Annotated in this window: 12 protein-coding genes; 5 read left to right on the top strand and 7 right to left on the bottom strand. The window is 33.3% G+C overall.

Translation table 11 applies throughout. From position 1 onward, the window contains the following. Positions 1-567: 567 nt before the first annotated feature. From GXK57_RS24010 to GXK57_RS23995, 4 genes are all read left to right on the top strand, one after another. Positions 568-891, top strand: a complete 324-nt coding sequence (locus GXK57_RS24010) for a PadR family transcriptional regulator (RefSeq protein WP_160680551.1) — start codon at positions 568-570, stop codon at positions 889-891. Beyond that, a complete protein-coding gene (locus GXK57_RS24005; RefSeq protein WP_160680549.1) occupies positions 884-1,486 on the top strand; it encodes a DUF1700 domain-containing protein in 603 nt (200 codons plus the stop codon). The genes GXK57_RS24010 and GXK57_RS24005 overlap by 8 nt, the downstream gene beginning before the upstream one ends. A gap of 12 nt (positions 1,487-1,498) precedes the next feature. Beyond that, positions 1,499-2,518: a DUF4097 family beta strand repeat-containing protein gene (locus GXK57_RS24000; protein ID WP_160680548.1), complete on the top strand. Its 1,020-nt coding sequence runs from the start codon at positions 1,499-1,501 to the stop codon at positions 2,516-2,518. Positions 2,519-3,093: 575 nt separating this feature from the next. Continuing rightward, positions 3,094-4,422, top strand: coding sequence for an FAD-dependent oxidoreductase (locus GXK57_RS23995; protein WP_160680547.1), 1,329 nt, complete (start codon positions 3,094-3,096; stop codon positions 4,420-4,422). A gap of 46 nt (positions 4,423-4,468) precedes the next feature. Here the strand turns inward: GXK57_RS23995 and GXK57_RS23990 are convergent, their stop codons facing one another. The 6 genes from GXK57_RS23990 to GXK57_RS23965 form a co-directional block, all read right to left on the bottom strand. Continuing rightward, positions 4,469-10,072: a S8 family serine peptidase gene (locus tag GXK57_RS23990; protein WP_160680546.1), complete on the bottom strand. Its 5,604-nt coding sequence runs from the start codon at positions 10,070-10,072 to the stop codon at positions 4,469-4,471. A 424-nt stretch (positions 10,073-10,496) separates the two neighbouring features. Continuing rightward, complete coding sequence (locus tag GXK57_RS23985) at positions 10,497-15,653, bottom strand: S8 family serine peptidase (protein WP_160680545.1); 5,157 nt, start codon at positions 15,651-15,653, stop codon at positions 10,497-10,499. A 359-nt stretch (positions 15,654-16,012) separates the two neighbouring features. Continuing rightward, positions 16,013-17,485 carry a sucrose-6-phosphate hydrolase gene (locus GXK57_RS23980; RefSeq protein WP_160680544.1) on the bottom strand — a complete coding sequence of 491 codons (1,473 nt, stop codon included), beginning with the start codon at positions 17,483-17,485 and terminating at the stop codon, positions 16,013-16,015. Positions 17,486-17,494: 9 nt separating this feature from the next. Continuing rightward, positions 17,495-18,451: a carbohydrate kinase gene (locus GXK57_RS23975; RefSeq protein ID WP_160680543.1), complete on the bottom strand. Its 957-nt coding sequence runs from the start codon at positions 18,449-18,451 to the stop codon at positions 17,495-17,497. 239 nt (positions 18,452-18,690) lie between these two features. Then, positions 18,691-20,550 (bottom strand): sucrose-specific PTS transporter subunit IIBC, encoded by a 1,860-nt coding sequence (locus GXK57_RS23970; RefSeq protein WP_160680542.1) that lies wholly within the window; start codon positions 20,548-20,550, stop codon positions 18,691-18,693. A 320-nt stretch (positions 20,551-20,870) separates the two neighbouring features. After that, complete coding sequence (locus GXK57_RS23965) at positions 20,871-21,707, bottom strand: PRD domain-containing protein (RefSeq protein ID WP_160680541.1); 837 nt, start codon at positions 21,705-21,707, stop codon at positions 20,871-20,873. A 652-nt stretch (positions 21,708-22,359) separates the two neighbouring features. Between GXK57_RS23965 and GXK57_RS23960 the strand changes: the two genes are divergently transcribed. Beyond that, entirely contained in the window at positions 22,360-23,640 is a 1,281-nt protein-coding gene (locus tag GXK57_RS23960; protein WP_160680540.1) for an ectonucleotide pyrophosphatase/phosphodiesterase, read from the top strand. Positions 23,641-23,843: 203 nt separating this feature from the next. Here the strand turns inward: GXK57_RS23960 and GXK57_RS23955 are convergent, their stop codons facing one another. Beyond that, entirely contained in the window at positions 23,844-24,614 is a 771-nt protein-coding gene (locus GXK57_RS23955; protein ID WP_160680539.1) for an ABC transporter ATP-binding protein, read from the bottom strand. Position 24,615 lies beyond the last annotated feature (1 nt).

Below are 24,615 nucleotides of genomic sequence, written 5' to 3'. Positions count from 1 at the left end.
TAGTTTTAGACTTTGTTTATTTTACTCTGTTTAATTTTCAAAGACCAAGTTTGTTTTGCTGCATTTCTGACAGCTCATTTATCTTACCACCGTAAGATTTCTTTGTCAACACATTTTTAAAATTAATTTAATTTATTTAAAAAACTAATTTCAATTCTTGTGTTCGCCCTATCAACTCTGTCGTAAGGACGAGTTTTATAATATCATGTGTATTAATATAGCTAAGTATTAAATTTCGCTATTTATTGTATTTAATCACTTTATTCTTTATTTTCCTCTTGTTTAATAGGTAATTACTATATTGATACACTAGGATATGTTTATTTTATATTCAAGAAATTTTATCCAATTCTTAAGATTTTCTTAAACATTGTTTAGTACCTTGCATTATTCAATACTGATTTATATACTATAGATATGAGATATGCAAAACACTAATTCAGTAATTGTTAGAACTACTAATGATAAAGTCAAATTTCCCACTAAATATAAAGATATTTTATCTGTGTAATAGAGTAAGTATATTTTTTTATTTTTCCTAATTTAAATTAATAAAGAGGTGATATGGTGAATATTCAATTAAAGAAAGGTGTTTTAGAACTTTGTGTACTTTCTGTATTGGCTAGGAAGGATTGTTATGGATATGAACTAGTAAATGAGATCTCTAAAAACATTCAAATATCAGATGGAACTATATATCCAATACTCAGAAGACTTACAGAAGAAGGCTACTTTACAACTTACCTTCAAGAGTCTCAAGAAGGACCACCTAGAAAATACTACAGATTAACAGAACTAGGATACAAGACAAAACTAGAATTAGAAAATGAATGGTTTAGCTTTTCAAAGAATGTTAATACAATAATTAAGGGGGAAAATCCTGATGAATAAGCATCAATTTCTAAATATACTTTCAAATGGCCTACTTGATTTCCCTGAGAAGGAAAGAAAAGATATCATATATGATTATGAAGAACATTTTGATGTTGGTCTAGCCCAAGGAAAATCAGAAGAAGATATAATAAGAGAACTAGGCGATCCACATACAATTGTGAGTCAATATAGAAAAGAGAATAAACTTATATATGATAATACACAGGTAAGTGATATTAGAAGAAATAGTAGCGATAATGGTACCAATAAAGTATTTGCAATAGTTCTAATCATATTACTTCTATTATTTAGCCCTGGAATATTTGGAATAATTATAGGTATATTAGGGGCAATGATTGGTCTATTAGCTGGAACTTTTGCTATAGGTATCGCTGGGCTTGCTGTAACACTAGGAACAACTGTTGGATCTGTATTTGGACTAATTTCAATTCCTAGCGGTTGGTCAGCGGTACCTGGAACAGCTTCTCTATTAATAGGAATCGGCACTATAGCCTTAGGTATATTAAGCACCATAGGGAGCTTCTATTTAATAAGAGCGTTTATTCTTCTAATAATAAAATTTGTTAAATGGATTATATCCGTTTTTAGATAGAGGTGAGATAGTATGAAAAATAATTTTATGAAAAGACTTTGTTTAATTCTAGCAGCTGTAGTCTTAATCTGTTATGGATCTGCAGCTATAATATTGAAGGTGACAAATTTTAACATCCTTAATGTAATAAATGATACTAATTCATTTATTAGTAATAAGCATATTGTTGAAAGGCACTCTAGTACAGTCCAATTTAATGATAACAATAATAGTTCTTCGTCCTCTAATAATAAAGGTGACTACAATTTGAATGATGAGGTTGACAAGTCATTATCAGGAATAAACAATATAGACTTATCTTTTGTAAGCAGTGATTTAACATTCCATGATTATGATAAAAACGAAATAAAAGTAGTCTTAACTGGTAACTTGAAGACTAGCTTTGCAACAACTGCTCCCAAACTCGAAGGTTCAACAGATGGAGATACGGTAAAAGTTTCACTTGAAAATAAGTCCTTTCTAGGTATAGGAAGCTACTCATTAAACTCAAAGATAGACATCTACATGCCAAAAGACTACTCAAAAAACTTATCAGTTAGTACTGTTTCCTCAGAAATAAATCTATCAGATAAACAACTTAATAACCTACATTTGAACTCAACTTCTGGAAATATAAAATTATCAAATATTAAAGTTGACTCTCTCAATGCTAAAACAGTTTCTGGAGATATAACCGGTTCAAGTGTTATAACAAATAAGACTGAAACTCAAACAGTATCAGGAAAAGTATTGTTAGATAAGTTTGAAGGTGTATCAAGTTCTTCTTCAGTATCTGGAGATATATCTTTTAATTATCAAAATGTCATAGGTGATATCAGTGCACACTCTACTTCTGGGGATATTATTTTAAAGCTACCTAAGGACTGCTCTTTCAACTTAGATGCTTCCTCTACTTCTGGAGATATGAGTACTAAGTTTTCTCTTGAAAACAGCTCTTCTGGAAAAAGGAGTTTAAGTGGAACCTATGGTAATGGCAATAACAAATTATCACTTCATACAACCTCTGGAGATATTAATGTAGATAAAAATTAATAAATATATTAAATAGGCGTTTTAATAAAAAATTTTATATCAACCCAAGCAGTCAAAAAGTCGCTGAAGATAAACTTCAGGGACTTTTTTTCATATTTGCCCATAGCTTTATCCAAGCCATAACTGCTTACAAGAAAACAACTTTTTTCATCATACTTTATATTAGCTTTATCCTTTATAGAGTATTACTAAATAATAAAATAATTTTCAGTATAGAATTACTTTTTTGAAGAAAAATAATAAAAAGATGCTGAAGCGACCTTCTTCAGTGAGTTTTCTCTGCAGCTCTCTTTCCGAATTTATTTTAGGAAAGTAATGCTGCCAAACACGTTTTATTTTATGAACTTATGTGAACAAATTTAGGCAGAAAAATATATTTTATTATTCACTGTATATCATAATAAGGTATTGTAAACCCTTGATATTTATGGGTTTAACAAATAAAAAGTCTCATAATTTCATATACATAGAAAAAAATATATGGATTTTTTCTATAACTCTTGTTAAAATATAGACAAGCGATAATTGTTATTTATAAATAATTTATATTAATTATATTTTTGGAGGTAAAGATTATGAAGGTGGCAGTAATAGGTTGTACCCATGCAGGTACTGCAGCGATAGTAAATACAGCAAAACTATATCCAAATGCAGAAATTACAGTATATGAAAGAAACAACAACATTTCATTCCTTTCTTGTGGTATTGCATTATATGTTGGTGGAGTTGTTAAGGATCCTCAAGGATTATTCTATAGCTCTCCTGAAGCACTAGCAGAACTAGGTGTAAAAACTAAGATGTCTCACGATGTGCTAGATATAGACTTTGATGCGAAAAAACTTAAAGTGAAAGATTTGAATTCAAATGAAGAATTTGAAGATACTTTTGATAAGCTAATAATAACTTCTGGCTCATGGCCTATAGTGCCTAAGATAGAAGGAATAGATTTAGATAATATACTTCTTTCAAAGAACTTCTATCACTCAAATACAATTATAGAAAAAGCAAAAGAAGCAAGCAAAATTGTTGTTGTAGGAGCTGGCTATATAGGTGTTGAATTAGTAGAAGCCTTCCAAGCTAACGGAAAGGAAGTTACTTTAATAGATAGCGTAGATAGAATATTAAGCAAATATTTAGACAAAGAATTTACTGACACTGCAGAAATGGCTTTTGCTAACAGAGGAGTTAAGCTAGCTTTAGGAGAAACTGTAAACAAGTTTGAAGGCAACAATGGAAAGGTTACTAAGGTAGTAACCAATAAAGGTGAATATGAAGCTGATCTTGTAATCTTATGTATTGGCTTTAGACCAAGCACTGAGCTGTTTAAAGGTAAGCTAGATATGCTTCCAAACGGAGCAATCCTTGTAGATGAATATATGAGAACAAGTAAAGAAGATGTATTTGCTGCTGGAGATTGCTGCTCAGTAATTTACAATCCAACAGGTAAAAGAGAATACATTCCTCTTGCTACAAATGCAGTTAGAATGGGTACTCTAATAGGCAGAAACCTTGTTACGCCAACCACAAGATATATGGGTACTCAAGCTACTTCAGGAATTAAAATATATGAATATAACATTGCTGCAACAGGTCTTACAGAAGATTCTGCTAAAGCTGCAGGCTTCAATGTTAAATCAGTATCCGTTACTGATAACTATAGACCAGAATTTATGCCAACTTTTGATTCAGCTACAATAAAAGTTGTATATGATGCTGATTCTGAAGTTATTCTTGGTGCACAGCTTATATCAAAGACAGACTTAACTCAGATGATGAATACAATGTCTGTAGTTATTCAAAACAAAATGACAATAGATGAGCTTGCCTTTGTAGACTTCTTCTTCCAACCTCATTTTAATAAACCTTGGAGTTTATTAAATGTAGTTGCCTTAAGCGCTAAATAGGATGAGAAAAAATAGGTACCTCTTACATAGAGGTACCTATTTTTTATTAATTAATTCTTTTCCTTCTTACAAGAACTACTCCACCCGCTAATGCTATGATTCCTAATACTATCAATATATTAGAATCGATAACTGAACCAGTTTTAGGCATTGATGCTGAACTTGTTGAAGATGCTGATGATGTTGAATTTGTAGTATTTGATGAGCTTGTTGTGTTTGAACCATTACTTGAACTTGATCCTGATGTTCCATTTGCCCCATTTGTTCCGCTTGAACCATTATTTGTGTTTGATCCTGTACCAGGTTGTGCAGGACTTATTACAACAGTCTCAATATTACCATTTAGTGAAAGGAAGTAGTCACTGCAATGTGTTATTGCTATATCAACATAATACAATGAACCTTTCTGATATGCTTTTAAGGCGTCTCCAACCTTATCTACAACCTTAGTATCAGAATTATAATGGTATAGATATATTGGTTTTGAAGCATCAAGCTTTGAAGTATCAACTGGCAATGAAACCACTGCTTTTCCTGGTAAGTTTCCTTCAAACTTAAAGGATATCATCTGTGCTTTACCATCTAACTTGTTGATCTCATCTGCGCTTGTTGAAGTAGCATTGAGCCCTAGATCTACACTTCTATCAAAATCACCTAAATCACTACCATTAAATGTCCATGTTATAGCACCTAAAGAAGAATTAGTATTAAAGGTAGCAAATACATTTGAACCTTTTAAGGCCTTAAATACATCACTGGAAACTGATGTTATATTTGTTGCATCAATACTAAGCTTATCACCTGTCTTTGACTTACTTATTAAAGTCTTAAGATAATCTATTAATGATATTTCATCTGATGTTGTCTGAGCAGTAAGAGTAAAGTTAATATCTTTTGCTGTTGTATTGCCAGCTTTATCAGTAGCAGAAACAGTTAATTTATGATTTCCTAAAGCCGAGATAGCAGTTGTTCCATCATAGCTGTTTCCATCAAGCTTTAATGAAACAGAAGCTTCTTTATCAGTTGTAGCCTTAGGAGTAACTGATGTATTGACATAAGTTTTACCATCCTCAACACCTGAAACTGTAACTATTGGAGCTGACTTATCAATATTAGCTATATCTATAGAAGATGTAGTTACGTTTCCTGCATAGTCTATAACTCTAGCGTATAGCTTACCATTGCTAACTACCTTAACTGGTGCTGAATATGGCAAGTAGGTGTTATTATCAAAGCTGTATTCTATCTTATCAACATCCTTATCAGAGGAATCTGCTGCAATAGTGACACTTACATCCTTGTTGGTTAGTTCTGTTGTACTTGGAGTAAGCGTTGCAGCCTTAGGAGCTACTTTATCTTTAATAACATTTATAACATCTACTGTAGCATTGCTTGATTCGTCAACAAGATTAACTTTTATAATACTCTTATCGCTTGTCAATGGAACGGTATAGCTAAATGGCTTATCTGGAGCATCACCTGTAGCTGGATATCTATCATAGGATAGAACTGCATTTCCATTTACAAACAAGCTATATCCATAGGCGTTGTCATTAACGGCTCCATTTAAAGTAATACTATCTTGATTTGTATAAACATTGCCATCTGCTTTTGCAACCGGACTGTTTATTACAAGTTTTGGTGCAACTGAATCATATAAAACCTTATATGCATAATTAAATACAACTGTACCAGTATTATCTTCGGCATAAACATTTATATTATTATTTCCTTGAACTAACTTAACTTCTGCGCCGAAGGTTAAATCATCTTTTACAGAAACGTCTTGTCCGCCTATCTTAAACACGGGTACCTTGTGGTTTACCTTACCAGTTACTGTATACACATCTTTATTAGTATCTTTCGCAGAAAGTACTGAGAAGGCTTCTAAATTGTTAAAATTAACTTCAAAAGGATCTGAGTTAACAGTAGATACAACAGTGAAATCTTGCTCTGTTGTATTTTGATAAGAATCCGCTGCTAAAATCTGAACCAAAGTATTTCCATCAACTGCAACATCTGCTGTAAAGGTTCCATCTGCATTCAGCTTAACTGGAGACCCGTTTATTGTTAATGCTAATTGAGATGTATCTGTTACTTTACCATTAAAGATAACACTATGACTATTGGTATAAATATAGCCATCCTTTGATACTACTGGTGAAGAAATACTTATAACTGGTTTTTTAGTATCTACAGATACACTGTAATTTTTATTGTAAACTTCATTACCATTACTATCTTTTGCAACTATACTTATTGTGTTGTTTCCCTCTGTAAGTTCCAACTCCTTTTTAAAGGTTCCATCTGGAGATACTGATGTTTCTACTCCATTTATAAGTAATGTCTTTACGTCTGACTGAACCACTCCAGAGAATTGAATCTTATCACTGTTAGATTTATCTCCATCATGAAGATCATAAAGATAAACTTCAGGGAGTACACCTGTCTTTACACTTATAGAGCTCTCTCCTATATTAGAAGCATAGTCTGTTCCTAAAACTTCTATAGAGTTTTCACTATTATCTTTAAGAGGAATATCTATGGAATAGGTATCTCCTGTTAAAGTAATATTTTTTAATTGCTTACTAGTCAATGCTGTTCCATTAACGGATATTGCAAATACTCCATTTGCACCTGTAGCATCATCTGATGCCTTCCATTGAAGCTTATAGGATCCATTGGCTACTTTGTCTGGAGATATTATATTGATAGAAGGTGCTTTACTATCAATCTTTACAGGCAATTCTAAAGACTGGGTAGAAGAGTTATCTATATCTGTAGTTGTTTGAATTCTTATATAATATTGTCCGTCTGGTGCTGCCTCGTAATTACCTGTTGCTTCATTGTATATGCTTCCATCCCAAGTACCTTGAGAGTCTACAGTTCCATATACGGTCTTCGATAGTTCATTTTCTAAAATATTTTTCTTCACATTATTTTCTGAGGATAAAGTTCTTATCAGTTTTTTATCCTTATCTAGTACTTGTACTTGTAAGTTCTTAGCACTCCTTAACATATATAGGTTAGGAACAACAGTATTGTAAAGAGCTAAATTTCCTGTGGAGAATGCTACTTTATCTTTATCTATACTTCCATCCTTACCAACAGCGTATGGAGTAAATGCGGAACTTGAACCTGTACCCAAGCTTGTTGTTCCAACAATTCTACTTGAGTCCCACATAGGTGAATCTATGGTCTTTAAAGCTGACCAATCACCATAGAAGCCCATGTATGGTACAACCAAAGAAGGAACATTATCTGCAGCAAGCTTTATAAAACCTTCAACATAACTTTGCTTAGCAAGACTGCTTGGTAAAGTAATTGTAACGGTTATTTTAGCAGAACCTCCAGCTGGAACAGTTACTTTATTTGCACTGTATTTTATACTTGCACCGCTTATAACAGCTTCTGTTGCAGCGCCAGTATCCGTACTAGTAGTCTCTGTTAACACTCCTGTGTCACTTAAATTATAAGTGTAGGCATCTTTACCATAATTAGTTAAGGTTAAGTCAAAAGAACTACTCTGTCCTATTTGTTTTAAAGCTACAGCTGCGTTTCCATTGTTATCTGTAACAGTAACCTTATTCTTTATTGCTGATTCTATTTGTATTAACCCAGCACCTTGTCTTCTAGGTGAATAAGGCACTGAAGTATTATATTTATCATATTCTATCTTTGCTGTATTAATAGTAGCCTTTTTTGCTAGCTCAACTAAAGCTCTTCCTGAAATTCCTGGATTATTAGCTTTAATCGCTTGTACTATTAAAGCCTCTGATCCAGCTACATGAGGTGAAGCCATAGATGTTCCACTCATAGACTGATACTTATTTCCGTTTGCCAAGGACCATATATTACCACCAGGTGCTGATATCTCAGGTTTAAAATCTAATTCTGGAGTTGGTCCCCAAGAACTAAAGGCTGAAAAGTCTCCTGCATTTGGATTAGCTATACTTGTACTCTTTCCATTAAACTGAACTGCTACGCCACTAGCTATCAAGCCTTTTAGCTTAGCACCAGAAGAATAAGATACATTAATGCATGGTATAGTAACACCAGCTTTAGCAGCTGTTGTTGGTATAGAGTCATCACCTTGTGCGTTATAGAAAATAACACCTATTGCCCCTGCATATTGAGCTGCTAGCTTTTTGTTTCCGAAGCTACCACTTACCTTTTGTACCAAAGCAATTTTTCCGTTTAAGTTCTTTCCAGAAAAATCATCCCCAGTACCTTCTATAGTGTTTTTGCCTTGTCCACAATCTATTAACTGATAACCTGCTTTATTAGTCAATGCCACTAATGGATCAACTTCACTCTTAGAATAAAGCATAAGACCAGAATCACTTGTTGACACATAATCGAAAGCTGGACCTGTGATATTTGTGTTTTCATAAGATGCTACAGTGATTGCATCTTTAGAGACTCCTGGGCTTCCTACAGTGGCGTCATCAGTTGTACCTAAAGTATTTACAGGTGGTACATTGTTTGCTGAACTACCTGTAGATATAGCTGAATTACCTGCAGATATTACAACTACAGTCCCATTGTCAGTAGCATTTTTTATAGCTATCTGAGTTGGATCATTAGCATCTTGAAAGCCTGCATCTGATCCTAGACTCATGTTTATAACATCTGCTCCATGAAGAACAGAATCTTCTATTGCAGCTATTATATCATCATCATATGCACTTTTACTTGCCGGATTGTTTGTAAATACCTTCATAGCTAATAATTGAGCTTCTGGTGCAACACCTCTTACTGTACTAAAGGTATCAACACCGGACTCCTTGCCATTTGCAGCAACAATTCCTGCTACGTGCATTCCATGCATCTCAGTATTAGGATTCTTGTCAACAACATCATCAGATCCATCCGCAAAGTTGTGACCATAAGGAACCTTTACAGAATAGAATTTTCCTGGCCCCTTAGGAGTTGTAGCTGTAAGCTTGGCCTTTGATGGATCAGTTATGGTTAAATCTTTATGAGTATAATCAATACCTGTATCCACAATAGCAACTACCATACCTTCACCTTTATACCCTAAGTCCTGCCATGTACTATAGGCCTGAGTCAAGGTATCTGCGAACTTCATATCTGGATGATAAGTTTTTGCCTCTGTAGCACTCTTTACCCCAGAGATGGAAGCTATTTTTGAAATATCGCTTCTCTTAGCCTCAATACTGAAGCCATTAACGAGATAGCCATAGGTTCTTCTTACTTTGTTGCCAGTTATACTCTCAGCCTTCTTTATTATGGACGATTGTGTATTTTGAACTTTTTCAATAGCTCCAGTAACTGTTTTATTAGTTATTGGATTGGCTGAAGAAATTCCTTTTGCCTCTCCTTCAACCGCTGATTTTCCGTCAAGTTGAACAATAACCCTCACTACTTCATTTGGATCATTTCCGTTAAGTTTTTTAGTATCATCATCTTTAGTATTGGCCAATTTGCCTTCAAGCTTACTAGAAACCTTGATTTTACTTGCACCTTCAGCATTTTGCTGCTTCATGCTTTCAATCATTTCTTGTTTAACTTTCTTAGCATCTGGCTGTTCTGCCTTCGCTGTGACACTGCTTATATTGGTAAAAAATGATGCAAACATTAAGAATGCAACCAATAAGGACAGTATCTTCTTTCTGGATTTGTTCAAAATATTCCCCCCTTTTGGATACTATAATGCCCCCTCAAAACACTTTTTGTTAGGGTCCAGTACATACCACGTATGGATAGCATTAATAAAGAATTAAGCTCTATATTAATAACCTACCATCTTACGGTATATTACACATTTTATTCCTTAAACTGGAAATTATCAATAGTTTTTTATTATCCCATTAAAATTAATATAATGATTTTTTAATACTATCTTTTTTTCTTTTTTATTATAAAAGCACTAAGATTTTAAAACAAGTTAAAAACTGTTTATAAACTTTTTGGCAGGACACATATTTTTTACTATTCAGTCTAAAAATACACTGAAAGACCTTGATATTACTAGTTTAAGCTAAAAGATTTATAATTTCTATATAGTAAAAAATAGGTATCCCTAATTGAGATACCTATTTTATCATAAACTAGATTAATCTTTTTCTTCTTATTATTACTGCACCACCTGCTAAAGCCATAAGTCCTATTATCACTAATATATTAGAATCTATTACTGAACCTGTCTTAGGCATTACTGCTGGTGTACTAGTTGTAGCTGTACTTCCAGTAGAAGTGGTTGTATTAGCTGAGCTTCCACTAGCACTTCCGCCATTAGTAGTTGTTCCTGTGCTTGTTCCAGTAGTGTTTGAAGCTACTTGCTTTTCAGCCACTATATATCTGCTAAAGTGTGGAGTATTGAAAGTAACTTTGTTTCCATCTAACTTTGTAGCCATTTCTTCGTAAGCCTTAGTAGTTTCATTGTAATAGAACACAGCAAGTTTACTCTTATCTAGGCCTTTTAACTCATCATCTGATAAAGTTAAAGTTATTGTAGCTAGAGCTTCATTACTAAAGCTGTGAACTGGAGTTTGCTTACCATTGCCATCTATTAGAGCTTCAAAGGTAAATACCTTATTAACTGCTTTTAGTCCCTTAGTTAATGGTGAGTTTTCATCTACTTTAGCATTTATAACAACTCTTGAACCATTACCAATTAGATTTTGATCAAAGGCTGCAAATGGTAGATTAATTGAGTTTGTACCTACATTTAATGTAAATGAACCCCTTCCACCCTTTATAGCATCTGCATTCTCAAAGGCAAAACTTGCTGAGTTTGTAGCATCTGAAGTTACAACATTGTTGCCATCTTTATCTAGAGGCTTTCTTACTGATACATTAACTGATCCATCACTGTTCTTATCAGTTTTAACTGATTGCTTTACTGTAAACTTAATTTCTAGAGTTGACTTATTGCCAGCCTTATCAGTAGCAGTTCCAGTTATAACATGGTCTCCTTCTGAAGCTATCGCAGCTGCTCCATCATAAGCTTTTCCATCTAATAATAGACTTACTGCTACAGTGTTATCATCAACTGTTATGCTTGGAGTAACCTTATCCAAGTAAGTAGCTCCATTTTCTATATTCTTTACATTGAATACAGGCACTGTCTTATCAATTTCAAAGCTAACTTTTACTGTTGACTGATTTCCAGCCTTATCTGTAGAGGTAACCTCAAGAACATGCTTTCCTTCAGCAGTAACAGCCTTAAAGTCATAAGCATTTCCATCTAACGAAGCTTTAACAGTTGCTCCAGTTTCAGTTTGTACTGTAGGGGTTACATCTGAATTATATAGCTTTCCATCCTCTACACCAGTTAAACTTAATGTTGGTGCGGTTTTGTCAATTTCAAAAGTAACTGAAGCTTCAGTTACATTGCCAGCTTCGTCAACAGCTTTAGCTTTTAGAACATGTTTTCCTTCCGCATCAACTGGCGCTCCGCTATATGCTTTATCATCTAAAGTTAAAGTTACAGTAGCTTTCTTATCTGCAGTTACTACTGGTGTTACTGCCTTATTGTATAAACCACCATCAGTCACTCCTGATATAGTTAATGCTGGAGCAACCTTATCAATTTTCACCTTTATCTTATTCTCAGTGATATTACCTAAAGCATCTGTAGCCTTAAGCGATATTGTATCTCCATCCTTAACAGATATAGTTTTATTAAAGTCTTTCTTATTAACTTCTGGGCCTGTTGCTCCATCTACCTTTACATTAAGAACAACTTCACCATTGATTTCAAACTTATATCCTGCTCCATTATCTGAAACATTACCATTTAAAGTTATTGAATCTTGGTTAGTAACAATTAGTCCATCTCCATTAACTGCTGGACTAGTCAAGTTAATAACTGGAGCAATTGAGTCACAATTTATCTTTGTTGAATAATTTATAAGCTTATTTCCGTTTAAATCTTCTGCGTATATAGGAATAACATTAACTCCTTGATTTAGCTTAAGTTCAACTGCAAAAGTTCCATCATCCTTAACCTTAACGTCTTGATTTGCTATCTTGAAAGTCTTAAGTTGAGTATTAACCTTACCTTCTACGGTGTAAGTATCAGCAGGACTATCAAATCCCTTAGTAAAGTTATCATCATAGAACAGCACTGGAGCTGAGCTTCCAGCATTAATCTTAAAGTCATTAATTCCAATATTATAAACAGAATCTGTCACTGTAACTGCTAGATCATTTATACTATCAGCTTTAAGATCAGCATCGAAGCTATAAGTTCCATCATTAACTTGAAGATTCTTAATATCTTGATCTAATTGTCCATTTATAAGTACAATAGGGCTGTCTTTTGACATAGCTAAATTGTCTTTAGCTTCAAGCGTTATGTGATATGATGCCACTCCATTATTAGCTGTACCATTAGAAACTGCTGATACTAGTTTTATCTCTGGTGCAGTAGTATCAACCTTCACAGGGATCTTATAATCCTGTGGTTTCGCACCTGCTAAGTCTACTGTTGCTTTTATATTAAGATAGTATTGACCATCTGGCACAGCTCTCTTTTCACCAACTGTTGGATCGTATAACTTTCCATCCCAAGCTAAAGAGTTATAAACTGAAGATACTTTTCCTGAACCATCTGTGTCATTATATACTTTTCTACTAATATCCTTATCGTTAGCCACAACACCTAAAACCTTACCATTTGCATCTGAAAGTTCTACATCTACATTTTTTGCATTTCTTAAAAAATATAAATCAGGTACAAAATTATCAAACAATGAATCATCATTAGGTGATATGGCTATATAATCTTTATCTACTACATCATTTCCTTCGCTATCTTCACCAGTCACTCCTAGTGGTATATACTTGTCTCCACGAGCAGTCTTTGCTGATGATGATACTTGAAATATCGGATTTCCATCATAATTCATCTTATCTATTATTTGTTCTTTACCCCAATCCCCATAATAACCCATGAATGGTATTACTAAGGATGGTATATTAGAAGCATTAAACTTAACAAAACCTTCAACGAATCTATTTTCTGATACAGCTTTAGGTACTGTTAGTGTAACCTTAACTGTTGCAGTACCGTTAGCTGGTACAGTTACAGAGTTCTTATCAAAAGTCACCTTTGCTCCATCTACCTTTACATCATAAGACATAGTAGATATAGACTCTTGATCCTGCTCAGTTAAAACTCCTCCATAGTTATCTAAATCATAAGTAGCATCCTTATCTCCGTAGTTTTTAAGAGTTAAAGCAAAGGAAGCTTCATTTCCTATTTGCTTTAAAGCTACGTAAGAATTACCATCATTTGTTACAGTAACCTTATTATTTATAGCTTTTTCAGTTTGTATCATACCTGCGCCTTGTCTTCTTGGAGAATATGGTGTATCTGTATGATACTTGTCCATTTCTATTGTGGCGGTGTTAACGGTTGTGTTCTTTGCAAGATCAACTAGATCTCTTCCCTTTAAGCTAGGATTAGCTTTCTTTAAAGCTTCTACTATAAGAGCTTCACTACCTGCTACATGAGGTGAAGCCATAGAAGTACCGCTCATTACCTCATATTGATTGTTGTTTACTGTAGAGAATATATTTCCACCTGGTGCAGAAATCTGTGGTTTAAAGTCTAAGTTAGGTGTTGGCCCCCAAGATGTAAAGTCCGAAAAATCTCCTGCATTTACATTAGGAGTTATAACCCTTTCAGTTCCAAACTTGATCTTACCGCCATTCTTAGCCAAATCAGCAAGCTTTTTACCATCTGTATTAGTAACAAATACACCTGGTATAGTTATAGATGGATCTTCAGCCATATTTATATATGCGTCTCCACCAGCCTCATGATTATATACTATAGCAGCAACAGCACCTTCGCTTTGTGCATTTTTCTTCTTATCAACGAAATTAATAGCACCTCTTTTTATAAGAGCAACCTTACCTTTAACATCTTTTTCTTTAAAATCGGATACTTGTCCAAGTCCACAATCTACTATTTCAAGATCCTTTGTTGGATCTAAAACCTTTGAAGGCAGTACATCTGAAGTTGTATATCCTGCTTTTGTTCCTTTACCATCTTCAAGGGTGATAGCAGAAAGTGTTACACTTGTATTTTCATAGCTAGCTACTTGAAGTGCATCCTTAGCAAGTCCAGGAGAGCCAACTAAGCCTGTATCTGTCATATTAGATTGTTTGTATGGAGCAGTAGAGTATTGAGAATTACCTGCAGATACTACTACCACTGTTCCTGCATCAACAGCCTTCTTTATGGCTACTTGTTCAGGGTCATCATCTTCTTGAAAGCTTGCTGTAGATCCTAAACTCATATTTATAATATCAGCACCTTGATTTACTGATTCTTCTATTGCAGCAACTATATCATCAGAATATGCTCCTTTTATTTCTGGATTATTGGAAAATACTTTCATAGCTAGAAGCTGAGCTTCTGGAGCTACACCCTTTATGCCATTGTTAGCTGCTATATCTTCATCACTTCCATTGGCTCCTACTATACCTGCAACATGCATACCATGCATGCTAGATGTTGTATCTCTAACTTCATCATTTTTATCAGCAAAGTTATAACCATATGGAACCTTATCAGTATAGAACTTACCTGGACCGCCTTTTTTTATGTTAGCCTCAGTAAGTTTTTCTTTGCTAGTATCAGTAAGCTTCATATCTTTATGTGTGTAATCTATACCAGTATCAATTATTGATACTACCATTCCCTCACCTTTTAAGCCAAGATCCTTCCAAACCTTAGTTGCTTCTGTTAATTCCTTTGCGGTGTTCATATCTGGGTAATAAACATTTACCACCTTAACATCTTTAACACCCTTTAATTTCTTTATATTGTCTATATCTTTAACCTTAGCATCAATACTAAAACCATTTACTACTGTACCAAATGTGTTAATTATCTTATTACCAGTTATCTCTTTTACATTGTCTTGAACGGTCTTTTGCGAGTCCTTAACATATTGAATATCCGATTTAACTGCAGACTTTAATCCTTTTTCTCTAGCCTTATCTAAGGCTGGCTTTCCATCAAGTTCAACAACCACCCTTACTGAATCATTTGGTTGTTTCCCTTTTAGCTTGTCCGCTTTTTCATCAAGCCTCTTTTTATATATTTCTGTGGCTATAGCTTTAAGATCATTTGCCCCAATTATCTTTTTGTCTAATGCCTTAACTTGTCTAGTAAATCCATTAGGCACAACTAAAGCTAATGCAACAAGTGCACTTATGGTTTTTGATAAAACCACTCTGTTTTTCATTTAATAACCCCCTTTTTATAAATAAACTTACACATATGGTAGATTACTACATTTTATTCCACAACATACCAATTATCAATAGTTATTATACTTCTAGAATAAATTTATTTTTTTATCAAAAAAATATAGTTATTTTTAATAATATATTACAATCTCTTCTGTTTTAAGAAACTACCTTATCGTTTTAAAGTTATGCATTAATAGTTTTATCTATTTATCTATATTCCTATAAAATTGAATCAATATTTATAAATCTTTCTTAACAATAATAAAAAAAGACAGCCATTTAATTGACTGTCTTCCTACTTTGTTATTCTCACAGCTTTAGTCTTAGAAAATGATAAATTCATAAACTACAACTAATACTCCCAGAACTTAATATTGTTAAACTTTGCAGTTCCTCCTTTAGAGAAGAACTTTATATTTTTACTTTCTAAGCTTGGAAAGACTCTAAGAGAAAATACCTCTTCCCCTTGATTTATAAATATCTCTAGAGAGGATCTATCTGAGAATATTTGAAGCTTCAAGCTTTTATTTTCCTTTAACTTACAGCTTCTTTCTCCACTTAATGCTTTTCCTGAATTACTTCTATCTATTGTAAACAGCTTTTCTTTAGGCAAAAATCTTAGCATAGTATACTCCGCTCCATCCTCTGAGCACCTTAGCTTAAGACCAACTTCCTCAGCATCTTCTATATCAAGCTCAATGCATAGTTCATATACATCTCCGTAGAAACCTTCTAAGTTTTTATCATCATCTTTTATCTTAACATTAGTTGCTAAAACACTGTTTTTTCTTAACTTTTTAAGTTCTTCTGGAACTCTTTGATGAATCTTATTGTCTTTTAATTCAAGTATTCTAGGAAGGGTCAGCATATGTAGCCAATGATACTCTTTGGTTGGCTGTTCTTCTTCCTCAGGCATTCCCATCCACCCATAAATAACTCTTCTATCTAAGTTATCTTTACAAGTTTGTGGTGCATAGAATTCAAAGCCTCTATCAATCTCAGTAAAACCTCCGTGATTCATAGCACCAGTTTCATAGTTCAAGCTGCCAACAAAATATCCAGCTTGATATCTATTATTGTATAAAGTCCCCTGAGACTCCATTCCTTGAGGACAAGTTATAAGTACGTCTTTATCTCCCAGAGAGAACAAATCTGGGCACTCCCACATATATCCCATATCACTATTTTTATTTATATTACTTCCTGATACTACTCCAACTAAATTCCAAGCTTTTAAGTTCTCAGATCTATATAACAATACTCTTCCTTCTAGACTTTCAGTCTGAGCTCCAAGCACCATATACCAAGACTCTCCTTGCTTCCATACCTTAGGATCTCTAAAGTGAGCAGTATACCCTTCAGGCTGACCTCCAATAACAGGGTTATCCTCATACTTTTCTACATTAATACCATCCTTTGAAAAAGCCATACACTGATAAGACTCTCTATTGCCTTCCTTATCTTTAACATTGCCTGTATAAAATATTACCATCTCTCCGTCATGCTCTATAGCACTACCAGAATAGCACCCATGTGATTCATACCATCTTTCTGGAGCTAATCCAACACCAACTTCTTCCCAACAGATTAAATCCTTAGATCTTAGATGGTACCAATACTTTAACCCATGTTTAGTGTCAAAAGGATGCCATTGATAAAATAAATGATAATAATCTTTATAAAACACAAAGCCATTGGGATCGTTGATAAGTCCTACTCTTGGCGCTATATGGAACCTTGGTCTATAGTAATCACTATTAACTAAGCTACTGTTTTTCTTAATCTCTTCTAATGCATTTTCTATTAAGTCTTTATTATTAATCAAAGTAATCACCTACTTAAAATCATTGACTTCCGATAAAGTTGGAAGAGCAGCTATCGCTCCTAACTTAGTACATACAATAGCACCCACTTTATTTGCAAAAGTTATAATGTCCTTCATTGCTTCCATATTTTTAACAGATACTTTAGGTTCCTCTGCTTGAGCTAGCTTATATAGAACTGCACCTACAAAGGCATCACCTGCGCCTGTAGAGTCTATGGATTTTATACTTACACTTTTTATAACAGCAGTAGTATCTCCATTAGTGATTAACGTACCTTCTCTTCCTAAAGTAACTGCAACTGTACTGTTGCCCATTAAAGCAATAGCTTTTGCTGCTTCTTCTACTGTAGTTCTGCCTGATATAAGAAGAGCTTCCTCATCACTTACCTTCACAAAATCAGCATGCTTCATACACCATCTCGAAACCTCTACAAACTCTTCTGTTCTGCCTTTCCACAAGTCAGTTCTGTAATTAGGATCAAAGGAAATAAAGGTTCCATTTTCTTTTGCTTTATAAATCAAATCAGTGTAGGTAGCCTTTAAACTTCCACTCAATAAAGCAGTGGCAGATCCAAAATGAATTATCTTGTTATTTATTATCTTAGATAACTCATGCTCACTTAACTCATAAGCTTCATCTGCTCCTCTACTAAATATAAAATCTCTTTCTCCATTATCTTTCAAGGAAACAAATGCTAAGGTAGTGCTTTTATCTTCCATGAGTTTCATATATGAAGTATCAACTCCAACCTCTTCAATGGTATTCTTTAAAAATAAACCAAAAGCGTCTCTTCCTACACTTCCACCAAAATAAGCCTTGCCACCTAACTTTGCTATTGCCGAAGTAACATTGGCTGGAGCTCCCCCAGCCTTTTTTATAAAATTGCTTCCATCTACTAAGCTGCTATTAACATCGGAACATATAAAGTCTATCAATAACTCTCCAATACAAAAAATACTATTCATAAAACCTCTCCTTGTTAATTAAGTTAAATTAAAACTAAATCTCATAATTTTAAACTGTCTAATATTACAACTAAAAATATAACTTTTTAAATTCTTAAATTCTTATATTGCTATATTTATATAATCATATAAATATATAGTATTAGTAAGGGTTTAAGGATATTAATACAATTAACTTCACAATATTTTATAGTTTAAAATAGGCTAGCATGCATTATATTAATGCATGCTTTAATAAACTAAACTCTTACCTCTATTATTCCTTCTTGACCAACAGTAGTTCCTTCTTTTATAACATTGATAGCTGAGTAATCATCAGTGTTAGCAACAATAATAGGTGTAATTGGTGAGAGGTTATTCTTCTTTATGAAATCAATATCTATATCTGCAATTAAATCGCCTTCTCTTACTATATCTCCATTCTCCACATGTACTGTAAATCCTTCTCCATTAAGCTTTACAGTATCAATTCCTATGTGTATAAGAATTTCAACACCTTTAGTTGATGTTATTGCTATAGCATGCTTTGTATCAAATACTGCAGAAACTGTACCACTAACTGGTGAGACAACTTTTCCATCCTTAGGATTTACTGCTACCCCTTTTCCTATAACTCCTGAAGAAAAAGTACTATCTGGAACATCCTTAAGATCGATAATATCTCCATTCATTGGGCTTTTTATAACTTCAACAACGCCTTCTTTTAAATCTACTTTCTTTTCTTTAGCTTCAACTTCTTCTTTAAAACCTAATATACTAGTTGCTATGAATGCACCGCAAAAAGCTATAGCCATTCCTATTATATAATGAAGCATTGTAGAACCAGTTACTAGCGCAATTCCTGGTATTCCTGTTACACCTATACCACTCATTCCAACCTTCATTAAAGTAACATATCCACCACCTAAAGCTCCTCCTATAGCAGCTGCAATAAATGGTCTTACTAACTTAAGATTAACACCAAATATAGCCGCTTCTGTTATACCTAAAAGACAGGAAACTGATGCTGGCATAGCAATAGCTTTCATCTTTTCATTCTTTGTCTTAAAGTAAACTGCAAGAGCTGCTCCACCTTGAGCAACGTTTGCCATGGCCCATATTGGTAATAGGAAGTTAACACCTATAGCTTTATTAGCTATTAATCCAGCTTCTACTGCATGGAAACTATGATGAACCCCTGTAATAACTATTGTTGAGTATAATCCACCAAAAACCAAACCTGCTACTGGTCCAGCAGTGTTATATAAGCCTTGTAGTCCAAAGGATATTCCGTCACCTAAGAATCTTCCCAAAGGTCCTATTATTAGGAATGAGAAAAATCCTGTTATCATAAGAGTTAAGAACGGTGTTAGTAAAATATCAAGTACGTTAGGAACGATCTTTCTTAGACCCTTTTCTATATAAGACATAACCCAAACCGCTATAAGAATGGGTAATACTGTTCCTTGATAACCAACCATACCAACATTAAATCCAAATATATTAATGTATTTCTCAATACCTGTGCCCACATTCCAAGCATTTTGAAGATTTGGATGTATCAATATACCACCTAAAGCTGCTGCTAGATATGGGTTCGCACCAAATTCCTTCGCAGCTGAAAAGGCTATAAGCACTGGAAGAAATACAAAGGCTGCATTTGAAAACATATCAAGAAGTTGGAACATTCCACTCTTTCCATCAAGCCATCCAAACTTTGTACACATCCCAAGTACTCCCATAAGAAGTCCTGATGCAACTATTGCAGGAATAATAGGTACAAATATATTTGATAACATTCTTGCAAATCTCTGCAGTGGATTCATCTTCTTCATAGCAACCTTCTTCTGATCGCTTACTGAAGATTGCTGTATTGAAGTTCCCTTAACTAGTTCTGCATACACTTTATTAACTGAACCTTGACCTATTATTACTTGGAATTGACCAGAGCTTAAAAATGCTCCTTTTACTCCATCTAAATCTTCCAAGTCCTTAGTCTTAGCTAGACCATCATCTTTTAACACGAATCTTAATCTAGTAGCACAATGAGTTGCACTTTCTATATTCTTTTCTCCTCCTATTAGAGGTAGAATTTCCATCGCTAATTTTTTATAATCCATATAATTCATCCACCTTTATAATTTATAATATCTTTTAAAACTAGTTGTCAGATAGACTTGATAAAACATATCTATTTAATAATTTTCTGGTTATGTTATTTTACAAATTTATATTATTAGATTGCAGCCTACTTTCTAAAGATAAAAAAATAACCTAAATTGAAGTAAATCGGATTGTTTATAGATAAAAAATCCACTTACCTTCAATTTAGGTTTTGCCTGCAATTTAACGAATTTTTAAGAATTAATTTTATATATCTAACAATACTTATTCTTAAAAATTGAACTCAGTAACAATCCTAAAACCTGATATTTAATTATTAAACCTTTTTGCTTGTAAGCCTTTGTACATGAAGTATTAGGTATACCATTTCCTCATCAGTAAGCTCATAATCATAGGTTACTTTTATGTAGTCTCTTATCTTCTTTACGCAAAGATAGGAAGCCTGATATTTATCTTTGACTACTTCGTATAAGCTATCATCGCCTGACAACTCCTGCTTACTACTAAACATCCTTTGAGCAAAAAACTTTAAATGAGTTGTAAATCTATGAAAACTAAGAGATTCCTCGTCAATATCCATCTTATAGTGGTATTTCACTATGCTTAGAATATCTTGGATAAGCTTTGTTATATTCATAGTATTTGGCATGCTTTCACCAAGAGTAGCATTGATTATATGAAGTGCAATAAATCCTGCTTCATCCTCTGGAAGATCTATACCTAACTTATATTTAATATAGTTAATAGCCCACATACCTATTGAATATTCTTTTCTGTATATTCTTTTTATCTCCCATAACATCTCATTTTTAATAGGTAGTCCATTTTTGAATCTTTTAATTGCAAAGTTTATATGATCTGTTAGTGCTAAAAATATAACATCTTCGAACTTCTTATCCAAAGTCTTTTCAGCATACTTTATAATACCACGGGATATATCAACATATTCCATAGGTGTCTCATTTAATAAACTTTTGAATCGCTCAGAGTCATTCTTACTATCTAGTCTAAATATCTTTTCTATTTTGTTTTCTTCTATTTCATCTCCTGAAACTTTCTTGAATGCAATTCCCCTACCCATTATCACTTGCTCAATACCATTTTCATCAATGATTGTAACAACATTGTTATTTAATACCTTTTCTATTTTCATGTTATCACTCCGGAGATTGTCTTTTATTTAATAAAGCTAATACTAGGAATTAGCTTAGCAGCTTTTTATGTACCTCCGCGGCAGTATATAAAAAAAACCTAAATTAAAACATGCCTATATAGCATACTTTAATTTAGGTTTTGCCTGCTAACCAGTAACAATCCTAATACTATTATTTGATTATATTAATATTATACCATCACTGTAAACATTGTCAACAGGTATTTAATACTCATTTAAAGTATTACGCTTAATTTAAGCTAATCAAAGTATCTAATTGAATACCCACATAACTTCAAAATAATGCTTTAATATGTACCACTTCATAATAAGACTTATATTTTCCAATTGAAGTGGTACATCTTTAGCTAAAAATATTAAATATTAGTAAATGTAACTCCATAAGGGTTTTAATTTCTAAAATAGAAGCCTATACTAGTGTTAGGAATACAATAAACAAATTGCTAATGCCAGTTTCATTAGTGATTTTTTTATGTAGCTGCCTTTTCTGATTTTTAAATAACTTAGGCAACTCATAAGTTGTATTAGCCTATATTTCATATGACTAGAAGCTGTATGAAAATAACTTTTTGGACAAGTATATCTAAAGTTTAAGATTACTTTGTCTAATATTACTTAGGAGGGTTATTATATGAAAGCTAATCCTATTATAATAATATCTTTAGATGGTGTTGGAAGAAAAGATTTTGATTTGTTAAAAACTCTACCAAACTTTGGGAAGCTACTTAAATCTAGTTCATATTCTTATAAAGTTAATAGTATATATCCATCTCTAACTTATCCAGCTCATACTTCAATAGTGACTGGCAAGAAGCCTGTTAATCATGGTGTAATAAACAATATATTGTTGCAACACTATAGAGCTTCTTCCGATTGGTTTTGGTTTAGATCACAAGTTGATGGAGAAACAATTTATGACTTAGCTAAGAAGGAAGGTTATACTACTGGAGCTATATTATGGCCAGTAACAGGTAAGGCTAAGATAGACTATAATATCCCAGAGATATTTGCAAATCGCTGGTGGCATACTCAGGCAATGGTATCCTTATGCAGTGGAAGTCCTATATATCAATTACTCATGAACTTTAAATACGGTTACTTAAGAGAAGGCAAAAAACAGCCTGAGCTTGATAACTTTTCCACTGAGTGCGCTCTTTATCTGTTAAAAAAAGAGAGGGTAGACTTCCTCATGCTTCATCTTACAGATGTTGATACTATGAAGCATCATAATGGTACGGAAAACGAGGAGGTAACTCATGCCTTAAGAAGACATGATGCTAGGCTAGGAAAAATACTAGAAGTAGTAAATAATAATGAATGTTATAAAAATTCTACTATAATATTGTTGGGAGATCACTCACTTATTGATACTGAAAAAATAATCAAGTTAAACACTGTATTTTTAAAAGAAGGCTATATAACTAAGGATGAAAAAGGTACGTTCTTAGAACCTAAGGTTTATATGAATAACTGCGATGGCTCTGCCTATGTATATATAAAGGATTCTACTGAAGAGTTACAAAATAAAATTATCGATTTAATTAAAGACTTTTCAAAAAATAATGATGACTGCATAGAAGAGATAATAAGCGGTGACGACCTAAAGCCTTTAGGTGTAGATAAAAATTGTACACTTATGCTTGAGGCTAAGAAAGGATATTACTTTTCAAACGACTTAGATGGAGACGCTATAGAAGATGTTGGTGAAAAGTATGATAAAGCCACCCATGGTTATTCTCCTTTCAAGGAAGATTATCAGACCTTTTTCTTAGTAAGTGGAGATACTATAAGGAAAGATTACAATATCGGTCAAATGAACCTAATAGATGAAGCTCCTACTATTGCAAAGATAATAGGAAAAGAACTAGAAGGTGTAGATGGACGAGTTATAAGTAGCATATTTGATGTTTAATAGTTATATTTTCTGTTAAAGTCCCCTGTTGAAGTTAAGTTATCAGATGATTTTATGAGAAACTCTTTACACAAAAAGCACCACTGCAAAGCCTCCTGCTAAGTAGTGATGCCTTTTCTATATCATAAACCAATTTATACGTGTCCTAAGATCACCAACCCTATGATTTTAGGACACACATGAATTGTAGTTATGAACCTTATCTAATTTCTAGTAAATATTATATGTTTTTCCTCTCCAATTGATACCAGTTTACAATCCACACCATAAACTTCTTTTATATTATAAGGAGTTATTACTTTCTCCGTTGGCCCATTGGCAAATATTTTTCCATCCTTCATTATAACTGTATTATCAGAATATTTTAAAGCCAAGTTTATATCGTGTAATACTGAAATTATTGTTTTGCCAGACTTCTTTATATTTATTAAATTTTCTAAGATTTCAAGCTGATGCTTTATATCTAGATGGGACAATGGTTCATCTAATATTATGCACTGGCTTTCTTGAGCAATAGCCCTTGCAAGTAATACCCTCTGTCTTTCTCCCCCACTAATTTCAGTTATAAGCTTATCTTTTAGCTCAAGAGTTCCTGTAGTCATCATGGCTTCAAGGACTTTTTCCATATCATCCTTTTTCTCATTACCTAGAAACTTAATCTTGTTACTTCTTCCCATCATAACTACATCATAACAGCTAAACTCTAGCTCAAGTAAAGTATCTTGAGGCACATAACTTATAATATCAGCAAAATTCTTTGCTTTTATCTTATTAATAGGAGTCTCTGAAACCACTATATTACCTTTGCTTGGAGAAATATATTTTATTATATTTTTCACTAAAGTTGTTTTCCCACTTCCGTTAGGGCCCACTATAGAGTAGAACTTACCTTTTTCAAAGCTAATATCTATACCTTTTAGTATTAAACTTTTATTAACCTCATATTCCAATTGTATGATATCAATTATGGACATA

It is taken from the genome of Clostridium sp. C8-1-8, assembly GCF_009928445.1.
Taxonomy (GTDB): Bacteria; Bacillota; Clostridia; order Clostridiales; family Clostridiaceae; genus Clostridium_AR.
Note: the sequence above shows the minus strand (reverse complement) of the source record. Positions and strands in the feature narration are given on the sequence as shown.